Genomic DNA, 22,117 nt, shown 5'->3' with positions numbered 1-22,117 from the left:
GCGCGCTTCAGCTATTTCGCCGCTATTGCATCGTAGTGGCAGCAGGTTGTTGCAGCTCGTTGTTGCAACACTAACATCACCATCGTCACACCAGACAATTTCTGACAGAGCATCTTAAAGAGATACGCCATGACCACTCTAGCCACCCTGACCACGATCAAGCAAGAAGATCTCATCGAGTCGGTAGCCGCTGCGCTCCAGTACATCAGCTACTACCATCCCGTCGACTACATCCAGCACCTGGCGCGCGCCTACGAGCAGGAACAGAATCCTGCCGCCAAGGACGCGATCGCGCAGATCCTGACCAACTCGCGCATGTGCGCCGAAGGCAAGCGGCCGATCTGCCAGGACACCGGCATCGTCAACGTGTTCCTGAAGATCGGCATGGACGTGCGCTTTGAAGGCTTCAAGGGCTCGATCACCGATGCGGTCAACGAAGGCGTACGCCGCGGCTACCTGAATCCGGACAACATGCTGCGCGCCTCGATCGTGGCGGACCCGCAGTTCGAGCGCAAGAACACCAAGGACAACACGCCGGCCGTGGTGCACATGGAACTGGTGCCCGGCAATACTGTGGACGTGCAGATCGCGGCCAAGGGCGGCGGTTCGGAAAACAAGACCAAGTTCGTGATGCTCAATCCATCCGATTCGCTGGTCGACTGGGTCATGAAGACCGTGCCGACCATGGGCGCCGGCTGGTGTCCGCCAGGCATGCTCGGCATCGGCATCGGCGGCACCGCCGAACGGGCGATGCTGATGGCCAAGCAAGTGTTGATGGAAGATATCGACATGTACGACCTGCTCAAGCGCGGCCCGCAAAACAAGACGGAAGAACTGCGCATCGAGCTGTTCCAGAAGGTCAATGCGCTGGGCATCGGCGCCCAGGGCCTGGGCGGCCTGACCACCGTGCTCGACGTCAAGATCATGATGCACCCGACCCACGCGGCGTCCAAGCCGGTGGCGATGATCCCGAACTGCGCCGCCACCCGCCACGGCCACTTCGTGCTGGACGGCTCCGGCCCGGCCTATATGGAACCGCCATCGCTGTCGGAATGGCCGGAAGTGCACTGGGTGCCGGACACCGAAAAATCGAAACGCGTCGACCTCAACACGCTGACGAAGGAAGAAGTCGCCTCATGGAAGCCAGGCCAGACCCTGCTGTTGAACGGCAAGATGCTGACCGGCCGCGACGCTGCGCACAAGCGGATCCAGGAGATGCTGGCCAAGGGCGAAAAGCTGCCGGTCGATTTCACCAACCGCGTCATCTATTACGTCGGCCCGGTCGATCCGGTGCGCGACGAAGTGGTTGGCCCGGCCGGCCCGACTACCGCTACCCGCATGGACAAGTTCACCGACATGATGCTGGAACAGACCGGCCTGATCTCGATGATCGGCAAGTCGGAACGCGGCCCTGTTGCCATCGAATCGATCAAGAAGCACAAGTCGGCTTACCTGATGGCCGTCGGCGGCGCCGCCTACCTGGTGTCGAAGGCGATCAAGTCGGCGCAGGTGCTGGGCTTTGCCGACCTCGGCATGGAAGCGATCTACGAGTTCGACGTCAAGGACATGCCGGTGACGGTGGCGGTCGATTCCAACGGCATCTCGGTGCACAACACCGGGCCGAAGGAATGGCAGGAAAAGATCGCGCATGCCGCGCTGTCGAAAATCCCCGTGACCACTATCTGATCCGTCACATCCATGACCGCAAGCAGTAACACCATGCCGATGGCGCCCAGCGCGCCCATCGGCATTTTCGATTCCGGCATCGGCGGCTTGTCGGTGCTGCGCCACATCCATCAAAACCTGCCGCACGAAGACCTTTTATATTTCGCCGATTCCGCCTACGCGCCCTATGGCGACAAATCGGAAGCGGCGATTTCGGCGCGTACGCTGGCGGTGACGGAATTCCTGTTGCAAAGCGGCGCCAAGGCGCTGGTGGTGGCCTGCAACACCGCGACCACCGCCGCCATCAAGGCAGTGCGTGCAGCCTACCCGGCGCTGCCGGTGATCGGCATCGAGCCCGGCCTCAAGCCGGCCGCGGCGCAAACCCGCAGCAAGATCGTCGGCGTGCTGGCGACCAAGGCCACCTTGTCCAGCGCCCGCCTGCTGGCCCTGCAGGAACAGATCGGCGCCGCCAGCGGCGTCCGCTTTATCCTGCAACCCTGCGTCGGCCTGGTCGACCAGATCGAAAAAGGCGAACTGCGCTCGCCCCAGACCGCCTTGCTGGTGCGCCGCTATGTAGCGCCGCTGCTGGAACAAGGGGCTGATACCCTGGTGCTGGGCTGCACCCACTATCCTTTTATCCGTCCGCTGATCGAAGATGTAGTACAGGAACTGGGCAGCGGTCAGATAGCCATCATCGATACCGGCGACGCCGTCTGCCGCCAGCTGGCCAGGGTCTTGAACGAAAACGGCCTGCTGCAAGCGCAGGCACGTCCCGGAAGCGTCGCCGCCTTTGCCACCGGCAGCCTGTCGATGATCAAAACGACATTTGCCAGCCTGTTGCAGCTGCATCCCCCGGTGTCGCAAGTGGCAACGATCGCCCTGCCGGAAGGAATATCGTAATTCTGCATTATTTGATTTGCCAGGCAGCAGGTTAGTTTGTATAATAGCCAGCTGCCTTACTGCTGAACAAGCGGCGAGGTGTTGCAGAAGTAATGCAATGGTGGCTGTAGCTCAGTTGGTAGAGTCCAGGATTGTGATTCCTGTTGTCGCGGGTTCGAGTCCCGTCAGCCACCCCATAGAATTCAATGAAATCAACCAGTTATGCGATTGCTTGATTTTCATATCGTGGAATTCACAACGAAAAACACGATTTAACAACGAAGCCCATCCAGACGATGGGCTTTTTTGCATTTAATCCAGCCGCTCGCAGCGCGTTCCTCTCAAAATCATCATTTTCGTCATTGTCGTCATTTGCCACAAGAGCAATATAGTCTTGCTTCACGATTGGCAAATACGCCTCGACCTCTTTGTCGCGCCGGGTAGCTGCAGCAAATTTTTCATGAGGGTCCTGTTTCAGAATCGATGAGTTCCGTCCGTTGAAGACTGTTCTGTCCCATGACAAAATCAATGAACTGCTCCGCCGGCATGGGTTTTCCAAAGTAATAGCCTTGCATCATGTCGCACGAATTTTCTCTCAAGAAATCAAGTTGGGATTCGTTTTCCACTCCCTCGGCAACAACTTCCAGACGTAAGCTATGCGCCAGCGCAATAATGCTTTTAACGATGGCGACGTCGTCCAGGTCATGCGGGATGTCGCGCACGAAAGACTGATCTATCTTGATGATATCGACAGGAAAGCGTTTGAGGTAAGCAAGCGAGGAATAACCGGTGCCGAAATCGTCGATAGTCAGGCGCACTCCGAGGGTATGCAGCCGATGCAAGGCCTGCAAATTATCTTCGGCGTTTTCCATGAGCGTGCTCTCAGTGATCTCCAGCTCCAGCAGGTGCGGCGGCAAACCGGTTTCTACCAGGACCTGCTCCACGGCTGCAGTGAAATCGGATCTTAGTTGCCTAACGGAAAAATTCACGGCCATCCTCATGGCCGGCATGCCCGCTTTGATCCAGCTCTGCAATTGAAAGCACGCGGTGCGCATGACCCAGGCGCCAATGATGTTGATCAGCTCGGTTTCTTCCGCAAGCGGGATGAACTCCTTGGGAGCCAGCATGCCCCGGGTCGGGTGATGCCAACGTATCAGCGCTTCCATGCCAACGATGCGACCTGTGTCGAATTGGACTTGGGGCTGATAAAACACATCCAATTCCTTCCGATGCAGTGCTTCGCGCAAGTCGCTTTCCAAGCGCATGCGTTCCGATATTGAATGTTCCATGGAGGCTTCGAAAAACATGAAACCGGAACTGGCCTTTTTGGCGCGGTACATTGCGGTATCGGCATGCTGCAGCAAGGTGCCCACATCGGCGCCGTCCTGAGGATAGAGCGAAATACCGATGCTGGCGCTGACGACAATACCGTGGCCTGCGATCAGAAAAGGCTTTGCCAAGGCCTGGCAGATTTTCTGCGCCACGATAGTAGCTGTATTTGCTGTCATGACATCCGCCAGCACGACGGTGAATTCATCCCCGCCCAAGCGGGCCACGCAGTCGACCACACGCACGCTGCGCTGGATTCGGCGCGCCACGGCAATCAGCAATTGATCCCCGATATCGTGGCCTAGGGTGTCGTTCACGTACTTGAAGCGATCCAGATCCAGGAACAGCACCGCCGCGCCATTTCCGCTTTGCCGTGCCTGCTCGATGCAGCGCTTCAGCTGATCGAAAAACATGGCCCGGTTCGGCAGGCCAGTCAATGAATCGTTGAAGGCCAGGTTGCGCACCCGCTTCTCCGCGCGATTGGCTTCGACGATGCGGCGCACCCGTTGCGGCAGGACCGCGAAGTGGATCGGCTTGGGGATATAGTCGCTGGCTCCGGCTGCGAACGCGCGCTCTACCGACACGTTGTCTTCCAGTCCGGTGATGATCAGTACAGGGATATGCTGGCGGCCGGGCAGCTCTTGCATGCGAGCGCAGGCGGTAAAGCCGTCCATCACCGGCATCACCGCATCCATCAGTATGACGTCCGGCTTGATACGCTTGAGGACACGCAATGCCTGGGCGCCATTTTCCGCCTCCGCCACCCGGAAGCCGTCTCTTAACAAGGTGTAGCGCAGGGCGCTGCGGGTGCTGCGGTCATCATCGACCACCAGCACCAGGGCGCTGCCTTCCGTCGGCTTGGTGCTGAAATAGTTTTCGCTTGACACCTCGCTGTACAGCAAGGCTGCCACATCATCGAACGCGGAACGCAACTGCGACAGCAAAGGGTGGATGTCATCGATCTGTCCGGCCTGCTCCAGCTCCTCCACTTTCTTGGCCAGCATGGTCATGCTGGTTGCCCCCAGGTTGCCGCTGCTGCCCTTGATGGTATGGGCCAAAGACCGCACGGCCTCCGCATCCTTCTGTTCGACCGCCTTCGTCAGCTGTTCAAGATTAAGCGGCGTATCTTCCAGGTAGGGCGTTATCGCATGCTGCAGGCTCGGCCCCAGTATCTCCCGCAGCTTGTCGAATACCAGGCGATCCAAAGGACGGCCTTCACTCTCGGCCAGGTTCACCGCCGCCAATGCCGTTTCAGGTTCCCCGGCCTTGCTTCCGGCCGCTTGCATCAGCCAGCGCTCGAGCTTGCGCCGCAGCTCGATCAGGGTGATCGGCTTCGCCAGATAATCATCCATGCCTGCCGCCATGCATTTTTCCACGTCGCCGCTCTGGGTATTGGCAGTCATGGCAACGATCGGCGTATGCCGTCCTTCAAGCTCTTCCATCTTGCGAATGCGCGCAGTGACTTCATAGCCGTCCATCTCAGGCATGTTGCAATCCATGAGAATCAGATCAAAACGGTTGCGCTGAACCGTGTCGATCGCCTCCCAGCCGTTGTCGACGCATTCACAGAGACAATCGCTCATGACAAGCATGCCGGTCGCCACCACTTGATTGGTGCGATTGTCGTCGACCACCAGCACGCTGTATTTTTTTGTCTTGGCAGGCAGCGCGTCCGGCAAATGTGCGACCAGGTCGCCGGCGGCGTCTGGCTGTCGATCTGCCCGCGGCTGCCGGATCGCTTCCAACAGGCGCTGCAGGCGCAACGGTTTATCCAGATAGGCATCGACCTCCTCGAACTGCACGCCTTTCGATGCGCCATGGTGCTGCAACAGCAACAGGCGCGTCGCCGACAGCGCCGGTATGGCGCGGATATGCTTTAACAAGTCCGCATCCTGCTCTTCTACCTGGCTGCCTTCAATGATGAGTTGCGTATATGGCGCTGACGCCGCCCGCGCCAGTTCTTTCCGGACTTCCGCGGCGCTGCCGGCCATGCGGCAATGGATCCCGCGACTGGCCAGGCTCTGCTCCAGGAAGCTGCGTACGATCTCGCTTTTGGCTGAAATCAGGACCCGCATCCCATGCAAGTCCGGCTCCGGTGCGACCATGACTGGATTCTCGCCTGGCTGGCAGACAATCGTGAACCAGAATGTGGCGCCCTGGCCCGGCGCACTGACCACGCCGATCTCGCCTCCCATGAGTTCCACCAGCTGCTTGCAAATCGCCAGGCCGAGGCCGGTGCCGCCGTATTGGCGCGCGGTGGCGCTGTCGGCCTGGGCAAACGAATCGAATACATGGCGAATCGCTTCCTGGTCCATGCCGATGCCGGTATCGCTGACTTCGATCCTCAGGCCGAAGCGTTCGCCGCTATCCGGATTGCGGGAGATGCGGACCGCCACCTGGCCGGTCCCGGTGAATTTCAACGCGTTTCCGACCAGGTTGATCAGGACCTGCCGCAAGCGCATCGAGTCGCCCTTGATCCGGTCCGCGACATCGGCTGCCAGCAGATAACCAAGATCCAGCCCTTTTTCCTGGGCCTGCCTGGCCAGCAGCTCGAGGACTTCTTCCACCAGCTTGCGCAAGTTGAAATCGATCTCTTCCAACACCAGCTTGTTCGCCTCCATCTTGGAAAAATCGAGGACGTCGTTGATCAGATCGATGAGCGTATGGGCCGAGCTCCAGGCCACCTCGACGCATTCCATTTGCGGCTTGCTGAGCCGCATTTCCCTGAGCATGTCCAGCATTCCCACCACGCCGCTCAAGGGCGTGCGCACTTCATGGCTGACAGTGGCCGCAAATTGCGCCTTCATCATTGCCGCGTGCAATGCCTGGTCGCGCGACTGCTTCAATTCGAGCTCGCGCTCCTCCAGCACCGCCATCATCTTATTGAAAGCCTGGGCCATGTCGATGATGTCGCGCGGCCCCTCGCGCACTGCACGCATGCCGGATTCGCCCGCCTCGGCGCGTCCCATCAGCTCGGACAAGGCATTCAAAGGCCGCAACAGATTGCGCGCCAAAAGGCGCATGACTCCCAGCAAGATGAGCGCAAAGGAAAGCGTAATGGCCAGATTGACGATCAGCAAGGAGAACACCAGCTGATTCATGGTTCCCTTGCCGAGCACGATATAGACATACCCAAGGAGTTGCGGCTTGTTCTCCTGCAGCTCGAACGGCGAGACTGCTTCACGGCCTTGATAGACCGGCGCGCCGAAGCGCCATTCCTTATCGTTTTCCTGTTCCAGCGTGGCCCTGCTCAGGACAACACCAGGCCGCAGGTTTTCGGTCGGCTTGACTGTCCGTCCCGCCTTGGTTTCCAACAACAAGACTTTGTGCGCAGTGTCGGTAATTTCCACCTGGATCACGTCAGGAAACGCGAGCGTGGTGGCGACCTCTTCACGGACATTGTCCGCGGAATGGTAAAGCAAGGCCAGGGTGCTCTGGCGCGCCAGATTCTCTGCAATATGCAGCCCTTGCTCAATCAGATAGCCCCGCACGCTGCGGTTGGTTTGCCAGGAATTCATCAAGGAAGAAAACAATGCCAGGCCCAGGATCGAGATGGTGACAATCGCCATCAATTGACGGCGAAATCCGGTGCGACGTAAATAGGATTGCAGCATGATGAACTCGTCAAGATGAGGGAAAAAAGGCATCACATACTGGCTGGCCGCGCGGATTGCATCTGCATTGCATGAGCAATATCGTCAACTAAGGCTCTGGAAAGACAAAATCAAAACTGCGTTGCTGCTGATAATCGAGATTCAATCCGATGTGGCTGGCGGTGCGCAGGTTGACCGCCGTCAGCACCTCGCGCAACGGCGACACCCCGCGCTTGCGCGACTCTCCCGAAAGCACGCTCAATGCGGAACTGGCCAGGTCGCGCCCTAGTCCCAGGTTATTGGGATACAAGGCGAACATGACGCCTTTCTTGACATGCAGGAAGCTGCTGGAAAACACAGGCAAGCCCCTGCTCCAGGATTCCTTCAGGACCAGCGGCAAGATGGTTTCATCATCTACCGTGGTGGCATCCTGAGGCAGCCAGATTGCGTCCTGCCGGCTGTCGGCGACGGCGAAGGCAGCGTCGTAAAGGTGCGCCGCCGAGGCCAGGTCGTGCGCTTCGCGGGTCACCAGTTCCAGCCCCTGCGCCTTGGCTGCCTCACGCGCCAGCTTGATCAGCCAGTCGTTATGCTGCGGGTCGTAGATCACGGTCACCCTTTTTATGCCGGGCAGCAGCCTTTTCAATAGCGCGAACAGCAGGGCCGGATCCGGCGTCAGGCTGATGCCGGTCAGGTTGCGGCTTTCGCTTTCCGGCACCGACAGCACACCGCCGACCACCACCGCTATGTCCGGCGTCAGCCCGGATACAGCCTTCAATCCTTGACGCCCTAGCGCAATCACCACCTTGACGCCGCCGCGTGTCAATTGCGCGCTGAGATCGCCGGCATTGCTGTTTGGCCCGACGGGATAAATGCTTATCTGTACCTTGGCTTGCTCCTGAATGCCTTCGATTATCTTGGAAAAGATGCTGCGATAAGGCTCGCCGATATCCGGATAAATGACGGCGATCGCACCTTTGCCATCCAATATCTCCTGTCGCCTTGGCGCATCCAGCGTGGCCATGGCGGCGATGATCAACGGCTGGAGTTCGCGGCGCACCACGCGCGCCTCGGCAGTATTTTCACGCCAGTCAGGCAAGCGGTCGACGACCGCGCCGGCGCGCCGGCCAGGATCCTGGCCGGCGCTTCCCTGAGCGGCGTAGCCGAATCCACATGCCAGCGCAAGGAGCAGGCCGGCTGCGCTCCGCAAGGCGGCTGCCAAGGATATCCTGAGCGTCTGAATCAGCACGGACGACTCACAGTTTGTGCTGAAACTGCACATAGAAAGTACGGCCTGGCAACGGGAAATCGAAAGGAATGTTGCCTGGGGCGAAGCTAGGTTCCCTGGCATCTCGATTGAACACGTTCAGCACCATCGCGCTGGCACTCCAGTTGCCAATCAATTTTTCCTTACGCACATTCAAATCCAGCGTGGTGTAATCGGGAAGCTGGGGACGGGTATCGCCCGGCTGCCGCTTGCGGTCAGTGACGCGATTGATCGTGCTGCCAAATTGCCATAGCGATGCGAAACGCCAGTCGGCGCGGCCGAACCAACGCTGACGAGGCGCCAGTCCGGCATCCTGGCCGGTCGTCTGGTCTGTGGAATGTTGCAACGAATAACTGCCGGATAAGCGCAGATTGCGCGTCGCATCCCAGGTTGCTTCCAATTCCAGGCCGCGGCCGGTTTGATCGCCCGTATTTTGCGCTGTCGAGCCGGTCGAAGGGTCAGGGTTCGGCACAAACTGAATAATGTTGTGCATGCGGTAGTAAAACAGGCTCAGATTGGTTTGAAGCGTCTGAGTCGGCTGCCAAGAGAACGCCAGTTCGCGGGTAGTGATCGTTTCAGGCCTGAGGCTAGGATTGCCTATGGTGACCGGATTGTTGATGCTGTACTGCTCGGTGAATGACGGCGCCCGGAACGCGCTGCCGTACAAGGCCTTGATTGAAAAATTGTACGCAGCGTCCCACACCAGCGCCAGGCGCGGATTGACGGTGTTGCCGAAATCGGAATAGCGATCCTCTCGTACTCCGGAAGTCAGCGTCCAGTCTTTCGCCAGAGTCCATTCGTCCTGCGCGAACACATAGCTGATGGTGCGTTTGTGGGGAGTCAGATAAACGTCGCTGGTGCCGCTGACATCGACGACGCTTGCAAGCGGAACGAATTCGACCCCAACCCCGGGAACCGCCACGATCTTGAAGTTCTTGCTCTCGCTGGTCTGGTACAGGTTTTCAATCCGATAGCCGGCGCCGAGCCGGATCCGATGCTTGTCGAACCCGGTATAAAAACCAGACAGGCTGAATTGACTGTCGCGTTCAGCATGCCCGGGATTGCCGATCACCCCGTTCGGGAAAGCTCCCGCGAAAGCGCCTGGCGGGAACAGCACGGTCGGCGGCGACGCCGGCAGCTCGTTGACGTCTTTCACCGACGCTTGCGCCGTGACATCCCAATTGCGGAAAAAATTGGGGTTGGAGTAGGTCAGGTCTGCATTCCAGCGTTGCGCCCGCACCCGCGCACTGGGATCGAGGCTGTTGGCCAGCCCCACGCCGGTGCCGGTTTCCTGATCCTGGTAGCCCGCGCGCAAACGCCATAACTCATAGGCGACGTCGACCTGCATATCCAGGCTGTTGCGCATGAGTTGCTCGCGTCCAGGGGCCAGCGAAGCGCGCGTTCCGAAGATTTTGTCGAGGCCGGTTTGCGCGTCTGCGTCTATCGTTTTATTCGCGCCGCCGGTGTGGCCCGCGCCAAGGTAGAAAGCCACATCGAGCGGCCCCATTTTCCCGCCATGCTGAAACCAGGCCTCATGCGTATCGAACGATCCAGCCCTTGCGCCATACCCGGTGCCATTGATATCGGCCGCAGTCTTGGTAATGACATTGATGACCCCGGCAAAAGCATCGGCGCCATACAGCGCGGATCCAGGGCCGCGGATAATCTCGATGCGGGCTATATTCTGGACCGGCACGCCGCCCCACGCAAAGTCGCGGTTGCCGAGAAAAGCATCGTTGATGGGGATGCCGTTCACCAGCATCAATGTCTGCGGGTTGTATTGCGTAGTGATGCCGCGGAAGGAATAGATCGGATCGTTGTAGAGGCCGGAGTAAGACACATGCAAGCCCGGCACGCTTTCCAGCGCCTGGTTCATATTGGTCGCCCCCATGGCCTGGATATCCTGGGCGGTGATCACCGAGGCCACCGCCGGCGCCCGGGAAATATCCTGCTGACTGCCGGTGGCTATGCTGACGAACGCTTTGTTCCCGTATGAAAGCACCAGGTCGTCTTCGTCGGCATTTTGCTGTGCCGCAGCCGCTGCGGCGCTCAACAACAGGATGGCAGCACATGGAATTCGAGATTGCCAGCGGTTTTTCATTGTTGCTCCATTTAATGCAGCTCGGATATCATCAGAAGATGTCGCGTCGCCATCCCTCGCCTCCTCCCATCAACTACCTTGTTCTTGCTGCCAGAGCCGCCGTCCGGGTCCTTCATAACGCAGCTGTGAACAACGCAGCGGAAATGTCGCTCCTGCAGGGCGTTCGCTGGCCTCCAGGTAACAAGGAGGCATGCCGGCCATGAACGAGGGCAGCAGGAATAAGTAGCACTCTCGCGGCGAGAAGCCCATATCCAGCGGAATCGCCACGACTACGGCGGCATAGTTGATCGGCAGCTGCCGTCCCATCCGCAGCAGCTGCCGTTCTATGTCAAAGGCCAGTCGAAGATGCGGACCCTGCGGTATTTTCTCGCCTTCCATGCGCGCCAGAATCGCCGGAATGCGTTCATCCACCTGCAATGTCGCCACAGGGCGGCCATATCCCAGGATGCGTCGATGCTGCAGCAACTCTTGCTGCAGCACTGCTTCAAGCGACTCGCCCGCATTAATGCGGCCATGGGCACGGACCAGGAAATCCGCCGCGGCAAATTCCGGCTGCCATCCATAGATGCTGGCTTCCGAAACCGCGATGGCGGCGGCGACGCCGAGCGCACCGGTACTGCGGGCACTCCCCGCCAGGGCGGCAACACGGTTGTTCCACAATCGCGGATCCGGGTAACTGGTATAAGTCCAGAGAGCATGCAGGACGGCTATTTGCTCCTGCGAGTATCGACGGCCGGTAATACCGAAGGTATACAGCGCGATCCAATCCATGTCTTTCAGATCCGCATGCAGATCGTGTCCGCGAAATACCGCTCGCTCGCCCGGAAAACATGCGCCCATCCTGGTGCGCAAAGGGCCTTCATAGTCCAGCAGGATGTTGCTCATGCTTGCTCCTCACGGAAAGCGGGGCCGGGATCGTTTTCCAGATCCAGTTCAAAGAAAGGAAACTGACGGAAACCCTGCCTGCCTTGTTCCAGGGCGTGGATGGCGGCTCCCGGAAGCCGCAGCAGCAAGGCCAGCATCTCACCTTCGCTGGCGGAAAAATCCATATCGGCAAGCGCAGCGGCGGCCACGCCGGTCATTGCCAGCGGATGGCCGGCGATCGTTTCCAGCGCCTCTCTTTCTTGCGACAACCACGCCAGGCGCCCCGCAGGCATCAGCGCGACCAGATGCGAGAGGGTCTGGCGCACCGGATTCGCGCAGCGTTTTCCATAGAGATCGAAGCCAGGGGGGTGCTCCGGCTCCGGCCATACTTGCAGGCGGGTCGGCGCGGCTGGACTGGCAAGAGCGGAGCGCCAGCTTGCAAGTTCGGTCCCATTATTCTTCCATGCCTCCAGCGCCAGGAAGATTTCTCTTGCGCCGCCGTGCGAACCGGCGCCGACCGCCAGCGCGGCCATGAGCACGGAGGCAGCGGTCGAGCCGCCGACCCCGGCTGCCATCGCCGCGTGTACGGAAGGATCGCGCGGGCCGGGATTGGCCAAAGCTACGGCCAATATCTCCAGGACTGCGGTCACGGCCGGTTGCGGGCGTTCGCCTTTGAACAGGAGGTACAGATATTCGACATAAGTGATCTTGCCGAGCAAATCGCCGTAGACATCGTAACCTCGGCAATAGCAGGCTGCGGCGGCGAAAGGATTGTCCGCTTCAGCTTCTTCTTGCCAGACGCTGCTGCGAATGCTGTGCCGGCTTTCTTTATCGCTCATCTGATCCCCTATTCGAAAGAAACGCCTACAGCAGGCTCATGCCGCCATCGACGACGATTTCCTCGCCGAGCACATAGGCCGCGTCGTCCGAAGCCAGAAACAGGGCAACCTTGGCGACTTCCGAAGGATGGCCGAAACGCTTGCTCGGGGACTTTTGCGCAATCTCGGCTTTTATGCTGTCGGCGACATCGGGCGGCAAGCCGAAACGATCGAAGATCGGGGTGGCGATGGGTCCGGGGCTGATCGCATTGATCCTGATGCCGCGACTGACCAGTTCCAGTCCCAATGATTGCACCAGAGAGCGCAAGGCGGCTTTGCTGGCGCCGTAGACGCTGAAATTCGGCGATCCCAGCTGGTTGGCAATCGAGGTGGTGACAATGATGGATGCCGCGGCGCTGAACAGCGGCAGCGCTTTCTGGATAGTGAAGAATGCGCCTTTGAAATTGGTCCTCATGATGTCGTCAAACAGGGTTTCCGAGACCAGTTCCATGGGCGCCGCCGCGGCAACGGCGGCATTGACGAACAGCACGTCCAGGCGCGTGAAGCGGCGTTCTACCTGCTGCATCAAGGATGCGATTTCGGCCAGGTTCCCGGTATCGCTGCGGATCATCAGGACGTCGCCGCCTAACTCATCCCGGGCGCGCGCCAGGCCATCCGGATCACGCCCGGTAATCGCCAGGCGGGCGCCGTGCTCCAGGAAAAGCTTGGCGCTTGCCAAACCGATGCCGCTGGAACCGCCTGTGATGAGTACTGTCTTGCCGTTCAGTTTGCCCATGTCTGTTCCCTATAGATTGCCGGCCAGAACCCGCATGCGAAGATTGATCGGGGGCTCCTCGTCGCGGTCTATCAGCACGTCCAGCAGCGTCGGCCCCGGCCGTACGCACATCGCGGCGATATCCAGCTTGACCAGATCTTCAGGCGCGCGAATGGTATAAGCTGCCGCGCCCATGGCGCGCGCCATGGCAGCGAAATCGGTAGGCGGCAGATCGCAGCCGATAGGCTCCGCTTCGGCCAGCCGCTGGCCATGCTTGACCATTCCCAAGGCCTGGTCGTTGAGGACGACGAAAATGACGGACAGCTTTTCGGCGACGGCTACCGATATTTCCTGACCGTTCATCAGGAAGCTGCCGTCTCCGGTAATGCACACCACCGGCATTTTCGGATTGCCGATGGCGGTGCCGATCGCGCCGCCGATAGCCCAGCCCATCGGCGCAAAATTCATGATGACTCGCAACCAGCCGCCATAGGTCTTGCGCCGTCCCGGCGCGCGCGCGCTGCCTCCTCCGCCCTGGCGCCTTTCGGATATGCGCCTGTCGCGGGGTTGCAAATAATGAATCGCCCAGGCAGCGCTATTGCCGGTATCGGCAAGGAAACGCGTGGTCGGCGGAAATAACCTGCTTAACTCACGCATCAGCCGCTGCGGAAGGATCGGTATGACGCTGCTCTCGTATTTTTTGGGCGCAATCAGCATCGTCTCGGGCTCCCAATGGTCGCTATGCTGCTTGCGAACGAAGCGTCTCTGTTCATACTCGAAATTGCCGGAGCGGCGAACGTCCTGCATATGCTTGATCAGCCGATTGAAGATCGACAGGATCCGTCCGCGCATGTGAAAACGCGCCATCGGGCTCTGGCTGAGATGCTCCTCTGTATCGTCGATATGCACCAGCCGTGAATTGAGCAAGCCGTCGCTCCAGCCGCCGCTGCTCCACTCCCCCATGCCGGTGCCGATCGCCATGATCAAATCCACCGACTTGTCGCGCAAGGCCGTCTCGGCAGAAGCGTGGCCGGCGAAACCGAATACGCCGCGAAACAGCGGATGACGCGGATTCACCAGGCCCTTGCCGTCAGGCGTCGTGATCACGGCAGCGCCGCTCAGGTCGGCAAATTCCAGTATGGAACCAATGGCCTCGCCGCAGCCCACGCCTATCAGTAAAACGATATTTTCAGCTTTGGAAAGCATCAGCAGCAGCGTTGCCAACGCTTCGTCGTCAACCGACGACGATGGCTGCAAAAGCGCCTGCAAATCGTAGGAAGGAGCTAATTGCGTGTTCGGACTGCGAAACACATCGACAGGTATGCTTAGGTGCACTGGTCCGACAGGCGTACGGATGGACCGCTGCAAAGCGGTCATGAGCTTGTTTTCGAACTGCTGCGGATGGGATACCAGAGAGTTGTAGTGCGTGCAGTGCTGCAGCATGCTCAGCGTATCGACGCCGGTGCAAGTTGACTCTTGCAGAGGATGTTTACCGAAAGTCGGCAAGGCTGGTTGCGCTGTGATCACCAGCATGGGGATATTGTTATCGTAGGCGCAAGCCACCCCGGTAATCAAATTGGTGGAGCCGGGGCCGGAGGTGGCGCAGCAGACGCCGATTTTGCCGGTTTCACGGGCATAGCCGTCGGCCATGTAGGCAGCCCCGGCTTCGTGCCGCGCCAGGACGTGACGCACTCCGCCCCTGCGGCCGCTTCTGGCAAGGGCATTGAAAAAAGGCTCGATGGCGCCGCCGGGAACACCGAAGACGCATTCGATTTCCATCTGGTCCAGATAGGCCACCAGCAGATCGGCGACTACCATCGGCGACGCGGAAGGCCGCTCCCAATTCTTGCCCGGCATATCGCCATACACCGGAAAATTATCAGCACCCATATCAAATCCCTCTCTTGATGGCGGGAAGATTGCTGCGGTACGTCGATGCGCATCGGACATTCTCGCGGGCGCCAATGCAGGAGAAAATATTTCTACATGGAAATTAAGTGTAGTCTTCTCTTAACAAATCGCAAAGCAAATAATCAAATCGCGTCGCTCTGACAACGATCCAGACCAGGAAGACATGCACCGCCGGCAAACGGCCGCCGCCCGATTGAATACCTATACAAAACGCTGCAGATGGCAAATGCCGATCAGCATCATGGGTACTTGATGCCCAATGTTGCCGTTTTCTTCAAATATTGCCACCTATCAATATTGACAGCTGTTTTTCTGATGTCTAATGCATTAATGTTAATAAGCGGTTAACGATTTCTTGAACTGCGCTGTCATCCGACGCAACCCGCCACTTACCGGGGGAGGGAAAGCCAACCACGGCTATCGCAATGGCATAGACGTGCGCACTCGGCACGCCGGTCATGGACTACTTGCTTATCTTCCTGGCCGACTGCAGACATAAGGTAACGATCGCCATGACTGTACCGACAGCCTTGATGTCAATTTGCTCTTCCAGGTTGACAGAACTAGCGACGGATCGCGTCCGGCCCAGGTCGGCATTCGCCCGGCATGCCGCGGATTCATTGCAGCCGGTTCTTCGGCACAAGCAATTTGGCGAACGTTTTTTCCTGGAGCGCCTGGCGGCCATTTTTCCGCATCGGCTGGGATTCACCTTGATTGAGCTGTTGATCACGATCGTGATTGCCGCCATCCTGATGGCGCTTGCCATGCCATCCTTCAGTTCCATGCTGATGAACAATCGCTTGTCGGCGCAGGCAAATGCCTTTGTGAATGCCTTGAATTACGCCAGATCCAATGCGCTCACCCAGAATGTCAACGCGCAGGTCTGTCCGCTAGGCGCCGCCGGATCCGTGACATGCGGAGCCAACTGGGGCGCCGGCTGGATCGTCGCCACGCTGCCGGCTGCGGGAACGGGCGTGCTTCTGCAAAGCTATCAGACCGGACCGCACGATCCGATACTGTCGGCAGTCGCTTTCAACGGAGTGACGGCAAGCGCGATCGTCTTTGATCCTCGCGGACTGGCTGCTACGCAATCCAATTTCAAGATTTGCGACAGTCGCGGAGCGACCTACGCGCGTTCATTGCAGGTAATTGCCACAGGATCCGTCCAGCAGGGCCCCACCCCGGGTCAGGCAATATGGGGCGGCGCCTTGGCGTGTCCGTAAAGCGAGCCGCGATGAATCTGCAAAGAAAATCTCACGGGCGCTCCGGATTTGCCTTATTGGAAGTGCTGATCGCGGTGGTAGTACTGGCTTTCGGCATGCTGGGCATCGCCGGACTGCTGCTGACCGCGCATAAAGCCAACAGCTCGAGCTACGTCAAGCAGCAGGCAGTACAGTCCGCCTATGACGTCATCGATCGTGTCCGCGCCAACAGTCAGGTCGCTATCAACGGCGGCTATGCGGTCAACAACATCACGACTGGCGGCACGCCGGTCATCCCGGCGGCGGCATCTCCGGATTGCAGTGCGGCTGCATGCAGCGCCAGCCAGCTGGCCGCATACGACGTCTGGTACTGGCTAGCCAAAGACTTGGCGCAACTGCCGAACGGCAGCGGCTCGATTGCAACCGGCGCGGCGCCGACCGGCAGCAACACCCTGGTGACCATCGTCGTGCAGTGGGACGACAGTCCGGCACAGAGCAAGCTCGGCGCCGCCAGCCAGACGCAGGCATCCAAATCCAATCTTGCACAATTCACTGTGCAGACATTGCTATGAACAGGGCGAACCATCGTTGCCGCGGCTTCTCATTGGTAGAGCTGATGGTGGCGATGGCTATCGGCTTGTTCGTAAGCGGAGCAGTGATCAGCGTGTATCTGGTGCAAGCGCAGATGTACAAGTCGAGCGCATCGCAGGTCGCCATTCAAAATGCGGAAAACGCCATTGCCGCGCTTGTAACGCCGGTCATACGCTCAGCCGGCTTTAACGGCTGCTCCTCGGTGACACAGTCTTTATCGAATCTGAACGCAGGAGGCCCGCCGCCATTGGGCACGATTGCCGCCAAGGCCAGCCTGCTGTCCGGATATGACGCTGTGGGAACCGCAGGCAGCGGCAGCGCATTGAGCATCGCGCAAGACAACAGCGCCAACGATGCCAGCGCCGGCGACTGGTCGCCCGCGCTCGATTCCACGCTGGCTGGCAATGTCGAAACCGGCAGCGATGTACTTGTTTTACTTGGCGCCGCACCGGGCGCCAATCCCGTCGGCGTGACCACGATCGCTACCGGCAGCAGCGCCATGACATTGCAAAGTGCCGCAGGTCTTAGCGCTGGTCAGATCGGGATAGTTTCCGACTGCCTGAAAGCCAGCATTTTTCAAATCACAACGGTCTCGGCGAATACCATCACGCATGCCGCCGGCAGCGGTGCGATGACCAACAGCAGCGCTGCGCTGGCGGTTAACTATGCCGCTGGCTCCCAGTTTGTCCCGCTTCAGCAAACCGCATTTTATGTTGCCCGTGGAGCGGGCGATCAAAGCACGCTGATGCGGGCGGTCTATGGCAACGGCGCATGGGCCGCACAGCCGCTGGTGCCTGGCGTGGAAACCATGCAAGTACTCTACGGGATTGGCGCGAACGGCGTCGTCACCCAATATGTCGCCGCCGGCGCAGTCAACGACTGGACCAAGGTTTACGCCGTCCGCCTCGGCTTCCTGGTCCAGGGGCTGCTGGGGTCGGGCACCACCAGCAATACTGCCTCCAGGCAGTTCTCAGTGCTTGGCACCACTGTCACAGTCCCTGCAGACGGGCGTTTGCGACATGTCTATGAGCTGAGCATCAACTTGAGGAATGCGGTATGAACGCTTATCCATCGCCATTCCTGCCGGCGCCCGTCCAGCGCGGCGCGGTGCTGTTCATCACGATCATGTTGATGCTGATGCTGACCGTGCTCGGGCTCGGCCTGGTGTCCCTGAACAGCACGCAGACCAGGATCGCCGCCAACAGCGGCGATGTGCAGATTGCATTTCAGACCGCCGAAGGTGCTCTCAACCAGGCGCAGAGCAATATTCTGGCGGGCAGTTATCCAGCCAACAGCTTCCTGGCGAACAGCAACGGCCTCTATGTCTTCAATCCGGCCAATTCTGCGCTATGGAGCAGCGTCAACTGGGCCAGCAGCAGCGCGGTCATCCAGAGCTTCCAGGGCGGATCGAAGACGCCGGCTGCCTACATTATCGAGCTGCTGCCGTCAGTCATTCTTCCCGGGCAAAGCATGAAGAGAGCCACCTCGGTATTCCGCATCACCGCGCGCGCGGTCGGCCCCAGCGGCGGCGCCCCGGTAATGCTGCAAAGCACCGTACAGATTCAACAATAGCCACAGGGATGCCAGAGAGCGAATGATGAAGCGACAAAGAAGAAGCGGAATCGGTTTCGCCGGCCTGGCGGCAGTTGCCGCGCTGCTGGCGGCATTGACGCATTTTCTGCTTCCCGCCAACGCCGGCTCAAGCGTGATCCTGCCAATTTCCCAGGTGCCGCTCACCGTTTCGTCGCCGGTGCATCCTCAGGTGCTGATCGCCATGGGCAACTCGGAATCGATGGATGGCACCCTGAGCGGCGCCATCATGATCGGTTCGGGCAGCCTGGCCAGCGGCCTGACCTCGCTCACCGGTTCCAGTTCCCCCTCGACCTATGCGGTGCCCGCGGGATTTACGCCGCCGCTGCAGGCTGCCGACGTCCTGGGAAACGCCCCTTATACCGTGACGCAAAGCGGCAATCTTGCCGACAACGGCGCCAGCCGCCTGAACATCGCCAAAGCCGGCATCCAGGCGATCATTCAAGCCTATATGCAAAATACCGATTTTGCGCTCGCCACCTACAGCACCAGCGGCACCAGCCTCTATACGACCTGGGTCTACTACATGTCTCCCGCCGCAAGCGGCTTTGCATTCACAAGTACGCAGACCAGCGGCAATCGATATGTCGCCAATCCATGCCTGGGCTATCTGACAGCGTCATCCACCGTCAACAGCAATTGCAATGCGATTGCCAAATCCGGCTTGTATACGGCAACTGCGGTGTCGACTTCGCTGTACATGCAGATAGGCGCATCGAGCGACGATGCCAATATCAACGACGTCCTGTATTCCGGTTCCCAGGCAAGCATTTATGTCAACTACGGCAAGGTATCGCCTAGTACGCCCTACCCGCCTAATTATTCGCTGGCAAACTACAATAGCGGCACCATCAATATCTCGTATGCCAGCAGCGTACCGGCCGCCAACCAGTCGACCGGACCGACCAACGCCGGATTCGTGCCGTACTCGCCGCAGGTCATGTATGCGCAGCGGGGATTCGGCTACGGCGGAAGCCAGTCAGCCACCACGGGCAGCGTCCTGGTGACGATGACGACTGCCGGCACGGTGCCGACGACCAGTTCCATCAGCACCGCCGTCAATAAATTCGTGCCCTACCTGGCGCCGGAAACCAATAGTCTGCAGACCAGCGAAATCAAGGCCGTGGCCGGGCAGGCGCCGACTGCGGGACTGCTGGCCAAGGCGCAGAGTTATCTGGCGTCCGTGGCAAGCTCCAGCAGCGGCTGTACGCCAAAACAATATGTCGTGCTGATTTCCGACGGCCTGCCGACCCAGGACCTGAACGGCGCATCCTGGCCGCCGCTGGGCAGCGCCGCGGCCCTGGGCTACGGCTTGACTGCCACCTTCAACGCCGACGGCTCTTTAGGCACGACCAACGACCAGGCCTTGACGGATACGATCGCCAATCTCGCCAAACTAAAGAGCGCCGGTATCAATACCTATGTCATCGGCCTCGGCGCGGGCGTCGATCCGACAGTCAATCCGCAAGCTGCGGCCACCTTGCAGGCAATGGCAATTGCCGGCGGCACCGGGAGCTATTACCCGGCCAGCAGTCCGAGTGCGCTGGTCAGCGACCTCAACAATATTCTCATTTCAGTCCAGAGCGGCTCATTGTCGACGACCGCCGCGGCCGTGAATTCGACCACTTTGCAGAGCGGCAGCGTTGAATATCAATCAAATTTCACGTCGAGCGACACGCCGTACCAGGACTGGACCGGCAATCTGATCGAAAAAGCGCTTAACCCGGCGACCGGCGTACCCACCGGGGCGGCGCTATGGTCGGCACAATCGCTCCTCGATGCCAAAGCATCCGGCGGCGGCTGGTCAAGCAGCCGTCTCATCGCCACCTGGAATCCGGCGCTCAATAACGGCAGCGGAGGCGGAGCGCCGTTTCAATGGACCAGCTTGAGCACGGCGCAGCAAGGCTTGCTGCAGCCTGCCGACACGCAGGGCCAGAACCGGCTCGGCTATTTGCGCGGCAATAGCGCGCTGGAACAACGCAACGGCGGCAGCTTCCGTAACCGTTCCCATATTCTCGGGGATATCGTCGACAGCCAGCCGGCCTATGTCGGCGCACCCTCGGCTCCTTATTTTTCCGCGAGTTATCTCACTTTCAAGCAAGCCCAGGCCAGCCGCCAGCCCATGCTGTATGGCGGCGCCAACGACGGCATGCTGCACGCATTCAATGCAGCGACCGGGGCCGAGCAATTTGCTTTCGTGCCGAACGGCGTCTTCGCCAACCTGCAAGCACTGAGCAACCCGCTATACAACCAGAACCATCTTTTCTTTGTAGACGGATCGCCGCAAGTCGGCGACGTTCAATTTGCCGACGGCACATGGCACACGCTGCTGGTCGGCGGCGAAGCCGCCGGCGGGAAAACCATCTACGCCATCGATGTAACCAATCCTCAATCCCTGACGTCCGAATCGGCGCTGGCGAGCGCGGCCTTGTGGGAATTTAGCGAGGCCGACATGGGCCTCGGCTACAGCGAGCCGCAGATTGCCCCCGTCACCACCGGAACCGGCTTTGCGGTCTTTTTCGGCAACGGCTACAACAGTCCCAACAACAAGGCCGTGCTGTACGCACTCAATCCGAAAACCGGGCAAACCGTCAGCAAAATCGACCTGTGCGCGACGGTCAGCAACACCACCTCGGCCAACGCCTGCAACAGCGGCCTGCCGCAAGGCTTGTCCACCGTGGCGATCGGCAACTCGGACGGCCTCCAGGGACAGGCTATCACGCAGATCTATGCCGGCGACCTGCAAGGAAATCTCTGGGCGGTCGATGTCGGCAACGCCGATGCGACCAAGTGGGTAGTGCGTCTTCTGTTCCAGGCACGCGACGCCAGCGGCAATGTCCAGGCGATCACCACGGCGCCGTTGGTCACATTGCACCCAAACTATCCGCGCCTGCAAGGGCAGCTCGTCATGTTCGGCACCGGCCAGTTGTTGACCTCGGCCGACCTGAGCAGCCAGCAAAAACAGACTGTATACGGCATTTGGGATAAGCCGGGGAATACCAGCGTGCCGGCGCGCGGCAACCTGCAATCGCAAACGCTCGCCTTGGTTACCGCCGCATCCTCCGGCTTGCCGCAGGATGTGCTGACCGATACCGGCAATGCGATCGACTGGAGCAAGCAGTTCGGCTGGTACGATGACCTTCTTGTCGCGGGACAGCGCATCGTCACTGCGCCGCAGCTGCTCAACGGCGCCTTCCTGGCGACCTTGAATACGCCTCCGGCTGCCAACTCCTGCAACGCCGGCTTCACCTCAGTGCTTCTTGAATTGAATTTCCAGACCGGCGGCGCGTTCAATCAGCCTCAACTCGACATCAACGGCAATGGCGTCATCAGCGCCAGCGATGTTGTGAACGGCAGCAATCCTGTCGGCGTCGGACTGGGAACCGGCTTCTCCAGCGCGCCGACGCCCATCGGCCCCAACAAGCAAAACCAGATTGTAAAACTGATTACCCAGTCGGGCGGGCAACAAGTATCCATTATCGATCCTAACAGCACGCCACGACGCCTGACCTGGTGGCAACTTCAATAAGGCCGA

Annotated in this window: 14 protein-coding genes and 1 tRNA gene; 8 read left to right on the top strand and 7 right to left on the bottom strand. The window is 59.6% G+C overall.

Annotation, left to right across the window (positions count from 1 at the left end; genetic code table 11):
• The first annotated feature begins 147 nt into the window (after positions 1-147).
• The 3 genes from AC07V8_RS20870 (at position 148) to AC07V8_RS20860 (ending at position 2,741) form a co-directional block, all read left to right on the top strand.
• A complete protein-coding gene (locus AC07V8_RS20870; RefSeq protein ID WP_494680080.1) occupies positions 148-1,686 on the top strand; it encodes a fumarate hydratase in 1,539 nt (512 codons plus the stop codon).
• A gap of 12 nt (positions 1,687-1,698) precedes the next feature.
• The gene (murI, locus tag AC07V8_RS20865; protein ID WP_494680024.1) at positions 1,699-2,565 is read left to right on the top strand and encodes a glutamate racemase; all 867 of its coding nucleotides are present in this window, start codon (positions 1,699-1,701) and stop codon (positions 2,563-2,565) included.
• A 100-nt stretch (positions 2,566-2,665) separates the two neighbouring features.
• A tRNA-His gene (locus AC07V8_RS20860) sits at positions 2,666-2,741 on the top strand.
• Between the two features lie 261 nt (positions 2,742-3,002).
• Here the strand turns inward: AC07V8_RS20860 and AC07V8_RS20855 are convergent.
• From AC07V8_RS20855 to AC07V8_RS20825, 7 genes are all read right to left on the bottom strand, one after another.
• A complete protein-coding gene (locus AC07V8_RS20855) occupies positions 3,003-7,487 on the bottom strand; it encodes an EAL domain-containing protein (protein ID WP_494680025.1) in 4,485 nt (1,494 codons plus the stop codon).
• Positions 7,488-7,575: 88 nt separating this feature from the next.
• The gene (locus AC07V8_RS20850; RefSeq protein WP_494680026.1) at positions 7,576-8,685 is read right to left on the bottom strand and encodes an ABC transporter substrate binding protein; all 1,110 of its coding nucleotides are present in this window, start codon (positions 8,683-8,685) and stop codon (positions 7,576-7,578) included.
• 34 nt (positions 8,686-8,719) lie between these two features.
• Entirely contained in the window at positions 8,720-10,831 is a 2,112-nt protein-coding gene (locus tag AC07V8_RS20845; RefSeq protein WP_494680027.1) for a TonB-dependent receptor plug domain-containing protein, read from the bottom strand.
• Between the two features lie 69 nt (positions 10,832-10,900).
• Entirely contained in the window at positions 10,901-11,716 is an 816-nt protein-coding gene (locus tag AC07V8_RS20840; protein WP_494680028.1) for a citrate synthase family protein, read from the bottom strand.
• On the bottom strand, positions 11,713-12,534 hold the full coding sequence (locus tag AC07V8_RS20835) for a citryl-CoA lyase (RefSeq protein WP_494680029.1): 822 nt from the start codon (positions 12,532-12,534) through the stop codon (positions 11,713-11,715). Before AC07V8_RS20835 ends, AC07V8_RS20840 begins: the two co-directional genes overlap by 4 nt.
• 25 nt (positions 12,535-12,559) lie before the next feature.
• Positions 12,560-13,309, bottom strand: a complete 750-nt coding sequence (locus AC07V8_RS20830) for an SDR family oxidoreductase (RefSeq protein WP_494680030.1) — start codon at positions 13,307-13,309, stop codon at positions 12,560-12,562.
• Positions 13,310-13,318: 9 nt separating this feature from the next.
• On the bottom strand, positions 13,319-15,178 hold the full coding sequence (locus AC07V8_RS20825) for a thiamine pyrophosphate-binding protein (RefSeq protein WP_494680031.1): 1,860 nt from the start codon (positions 15,176-15,178) through the stop codon (positions 13,319-13,321).
• A gap of 641 nt (positions 15,179-15,819) precedes the next feature.
• Between AC07V8_RS20825 and AC07V8_RS20820 the strand changes: the two genes are divergently transcribed.
• Genes AC07V8_RS20820 through AC07V8_RS20800 form a run of 5 tightly spaced genes read left to right on the top strand, consistent with a single transcriptional unit; the run spans position 15,820 to position 22,111 of the window.
• A complete protein-coding gene (locus AC07V8_RS20820) occupies positions 15,820-16,422 on the top strand; it encodes a GspH/FimT family pseudopilin (protein ID WP_494680032.1) in 603 nt (200 codons plus the stop codon).
• An 11-nt stretch (positions 16,423-16,433) separates the two neighbouring features.
• Positions 16,434-16,973: a type IV pilus modification protein PilV gene (gene pilV / locus AC07V8_RS20815; RefSeq protein WP_494680033.1), complete on the top strand. Its 540-nt coding sequence runs from the start codon at positions 16,434-16,436 to the stop codon at positions 16,971-16,973.
• Complete coding sequence (locus AC07V8_RS20810; RefSeq protein WP_494680034.1) at positions 16,970-18,052, top strand: PilW family protein; 1,083 nt, start codon at positions 16,970-16,972, stop codon at positions 18,050-18,052. Before pilV ends, AC07V8_RS20810 begins: the two co-directional genes overlap by 4 nt.
• On the top strand, positions 18,049-18,564 hold the full coding sequence (locus AC07V8_RS20805; RefSeq protein WP_494680035.1) for a pilus assembly PilX family protein: 516 nt from the start codon (positions 18,049-18,051) through the stop codon (positions 18,562-18,564). Before AC07V8_RS20810 ends, AC07V8_RS20805 begins: the two co-directional genes overlap by 4 nt.
• Before the next feature lie 22 nt (positions 18,565-18,586).
• Entirely contained in the window at positions 18,587-22,111 is a 3,525-nt protein-coding gene (locus tag AC07V8_RS20800) for a pilus assembly protein (protein ID WP_494680036.1), read from the top strand.
• Positions 22,112-22,117: the final 6 nt, after the last annotated feature.

It is taken from the genome of Collimonas sp. GW821-FHT02H07 (genome assembly GCF_059421505.1).
Note: the sequence above shows the minus strand (reverse complement) of the source record. Positions and strands in the feature narration are given on the sequence as shown.

Coding starts and splice junctions, on each gene's coding strand:
- AC07V8_RS20845 (WP_494680027.1), bottom strand. CDS start 10,831: ATGAAAAACCGCTGGCAATCTCGAATTCCATGTGCTGCCATCCTGTTG.
- AC07V8_RS20805 (WP_494680035.1), top strand. CDS start 18,049: ATGAACGCTTATCCATCGCCATTCCTGCCGGCGCCCGTCCAGCGCGGC.
- murI (WP_494680024.1), top strand. CDS start 1,699: ATGACCGCAAGCAGTAACACCATGCCGATGGCGCCCAGCGCGCCCATC.
- AC07V8_RS20840 (WP_494680028.1), bottom strand. CDS start 11,716: ATGAGCAACATCCTGCTGGACTATGAAGGCCCTTTGCGCACCAGGATG.
- AC07V8_RS20800 (WP_494680036.1), top strand. CDS start 18,587: ATGATGAAGCGACAAAGAAGAAGCGGAATCGGTTTCGCCGGCCTGGCG.
- AC07V8_RS20810 (WP_494680034.1), top strand. CDS start 16,970: ATGAACAGGGCGAACCATCGTTGCCGCGGCTTCTCATTGGTAGAGCTG.
- pilV (WP_494680033.1), top strand. CDS start 16,434: ATGAATCTGCAAAGAAAATCTCACGGGCGCTCCGGATTTGCCTTATTG.
- AC07V8_RS20835 (WP_494680029.1), bottom strand. CDS start 12,534: ATGAGCGATAAAGAAAGCCGGCACAGCATTCGCAGCAGCGTCTGGCAA.
- AC07V8_RS20825 (WP_494680031.1), bottom strand. CDS start 15,178: ATGGGTGCTGATAATTTTCCGGTGTATGGCGATATGCCGGGCAAGAAT.
- AC07V8_RS20830 (WP_494680030.1), bottom strand. CDS start 13,309: ATGGGCAAACTGAACGGCAAGACAGTACTCATCACAGGCGGTTCCAGC.
- AC07V8_RS20855 (WP_494680025.1), bottom strand. CDS start 7,487: ATGCTGCAATCCTATTTACGTCGCACCGGATTTCGCCGTCAATTGATG.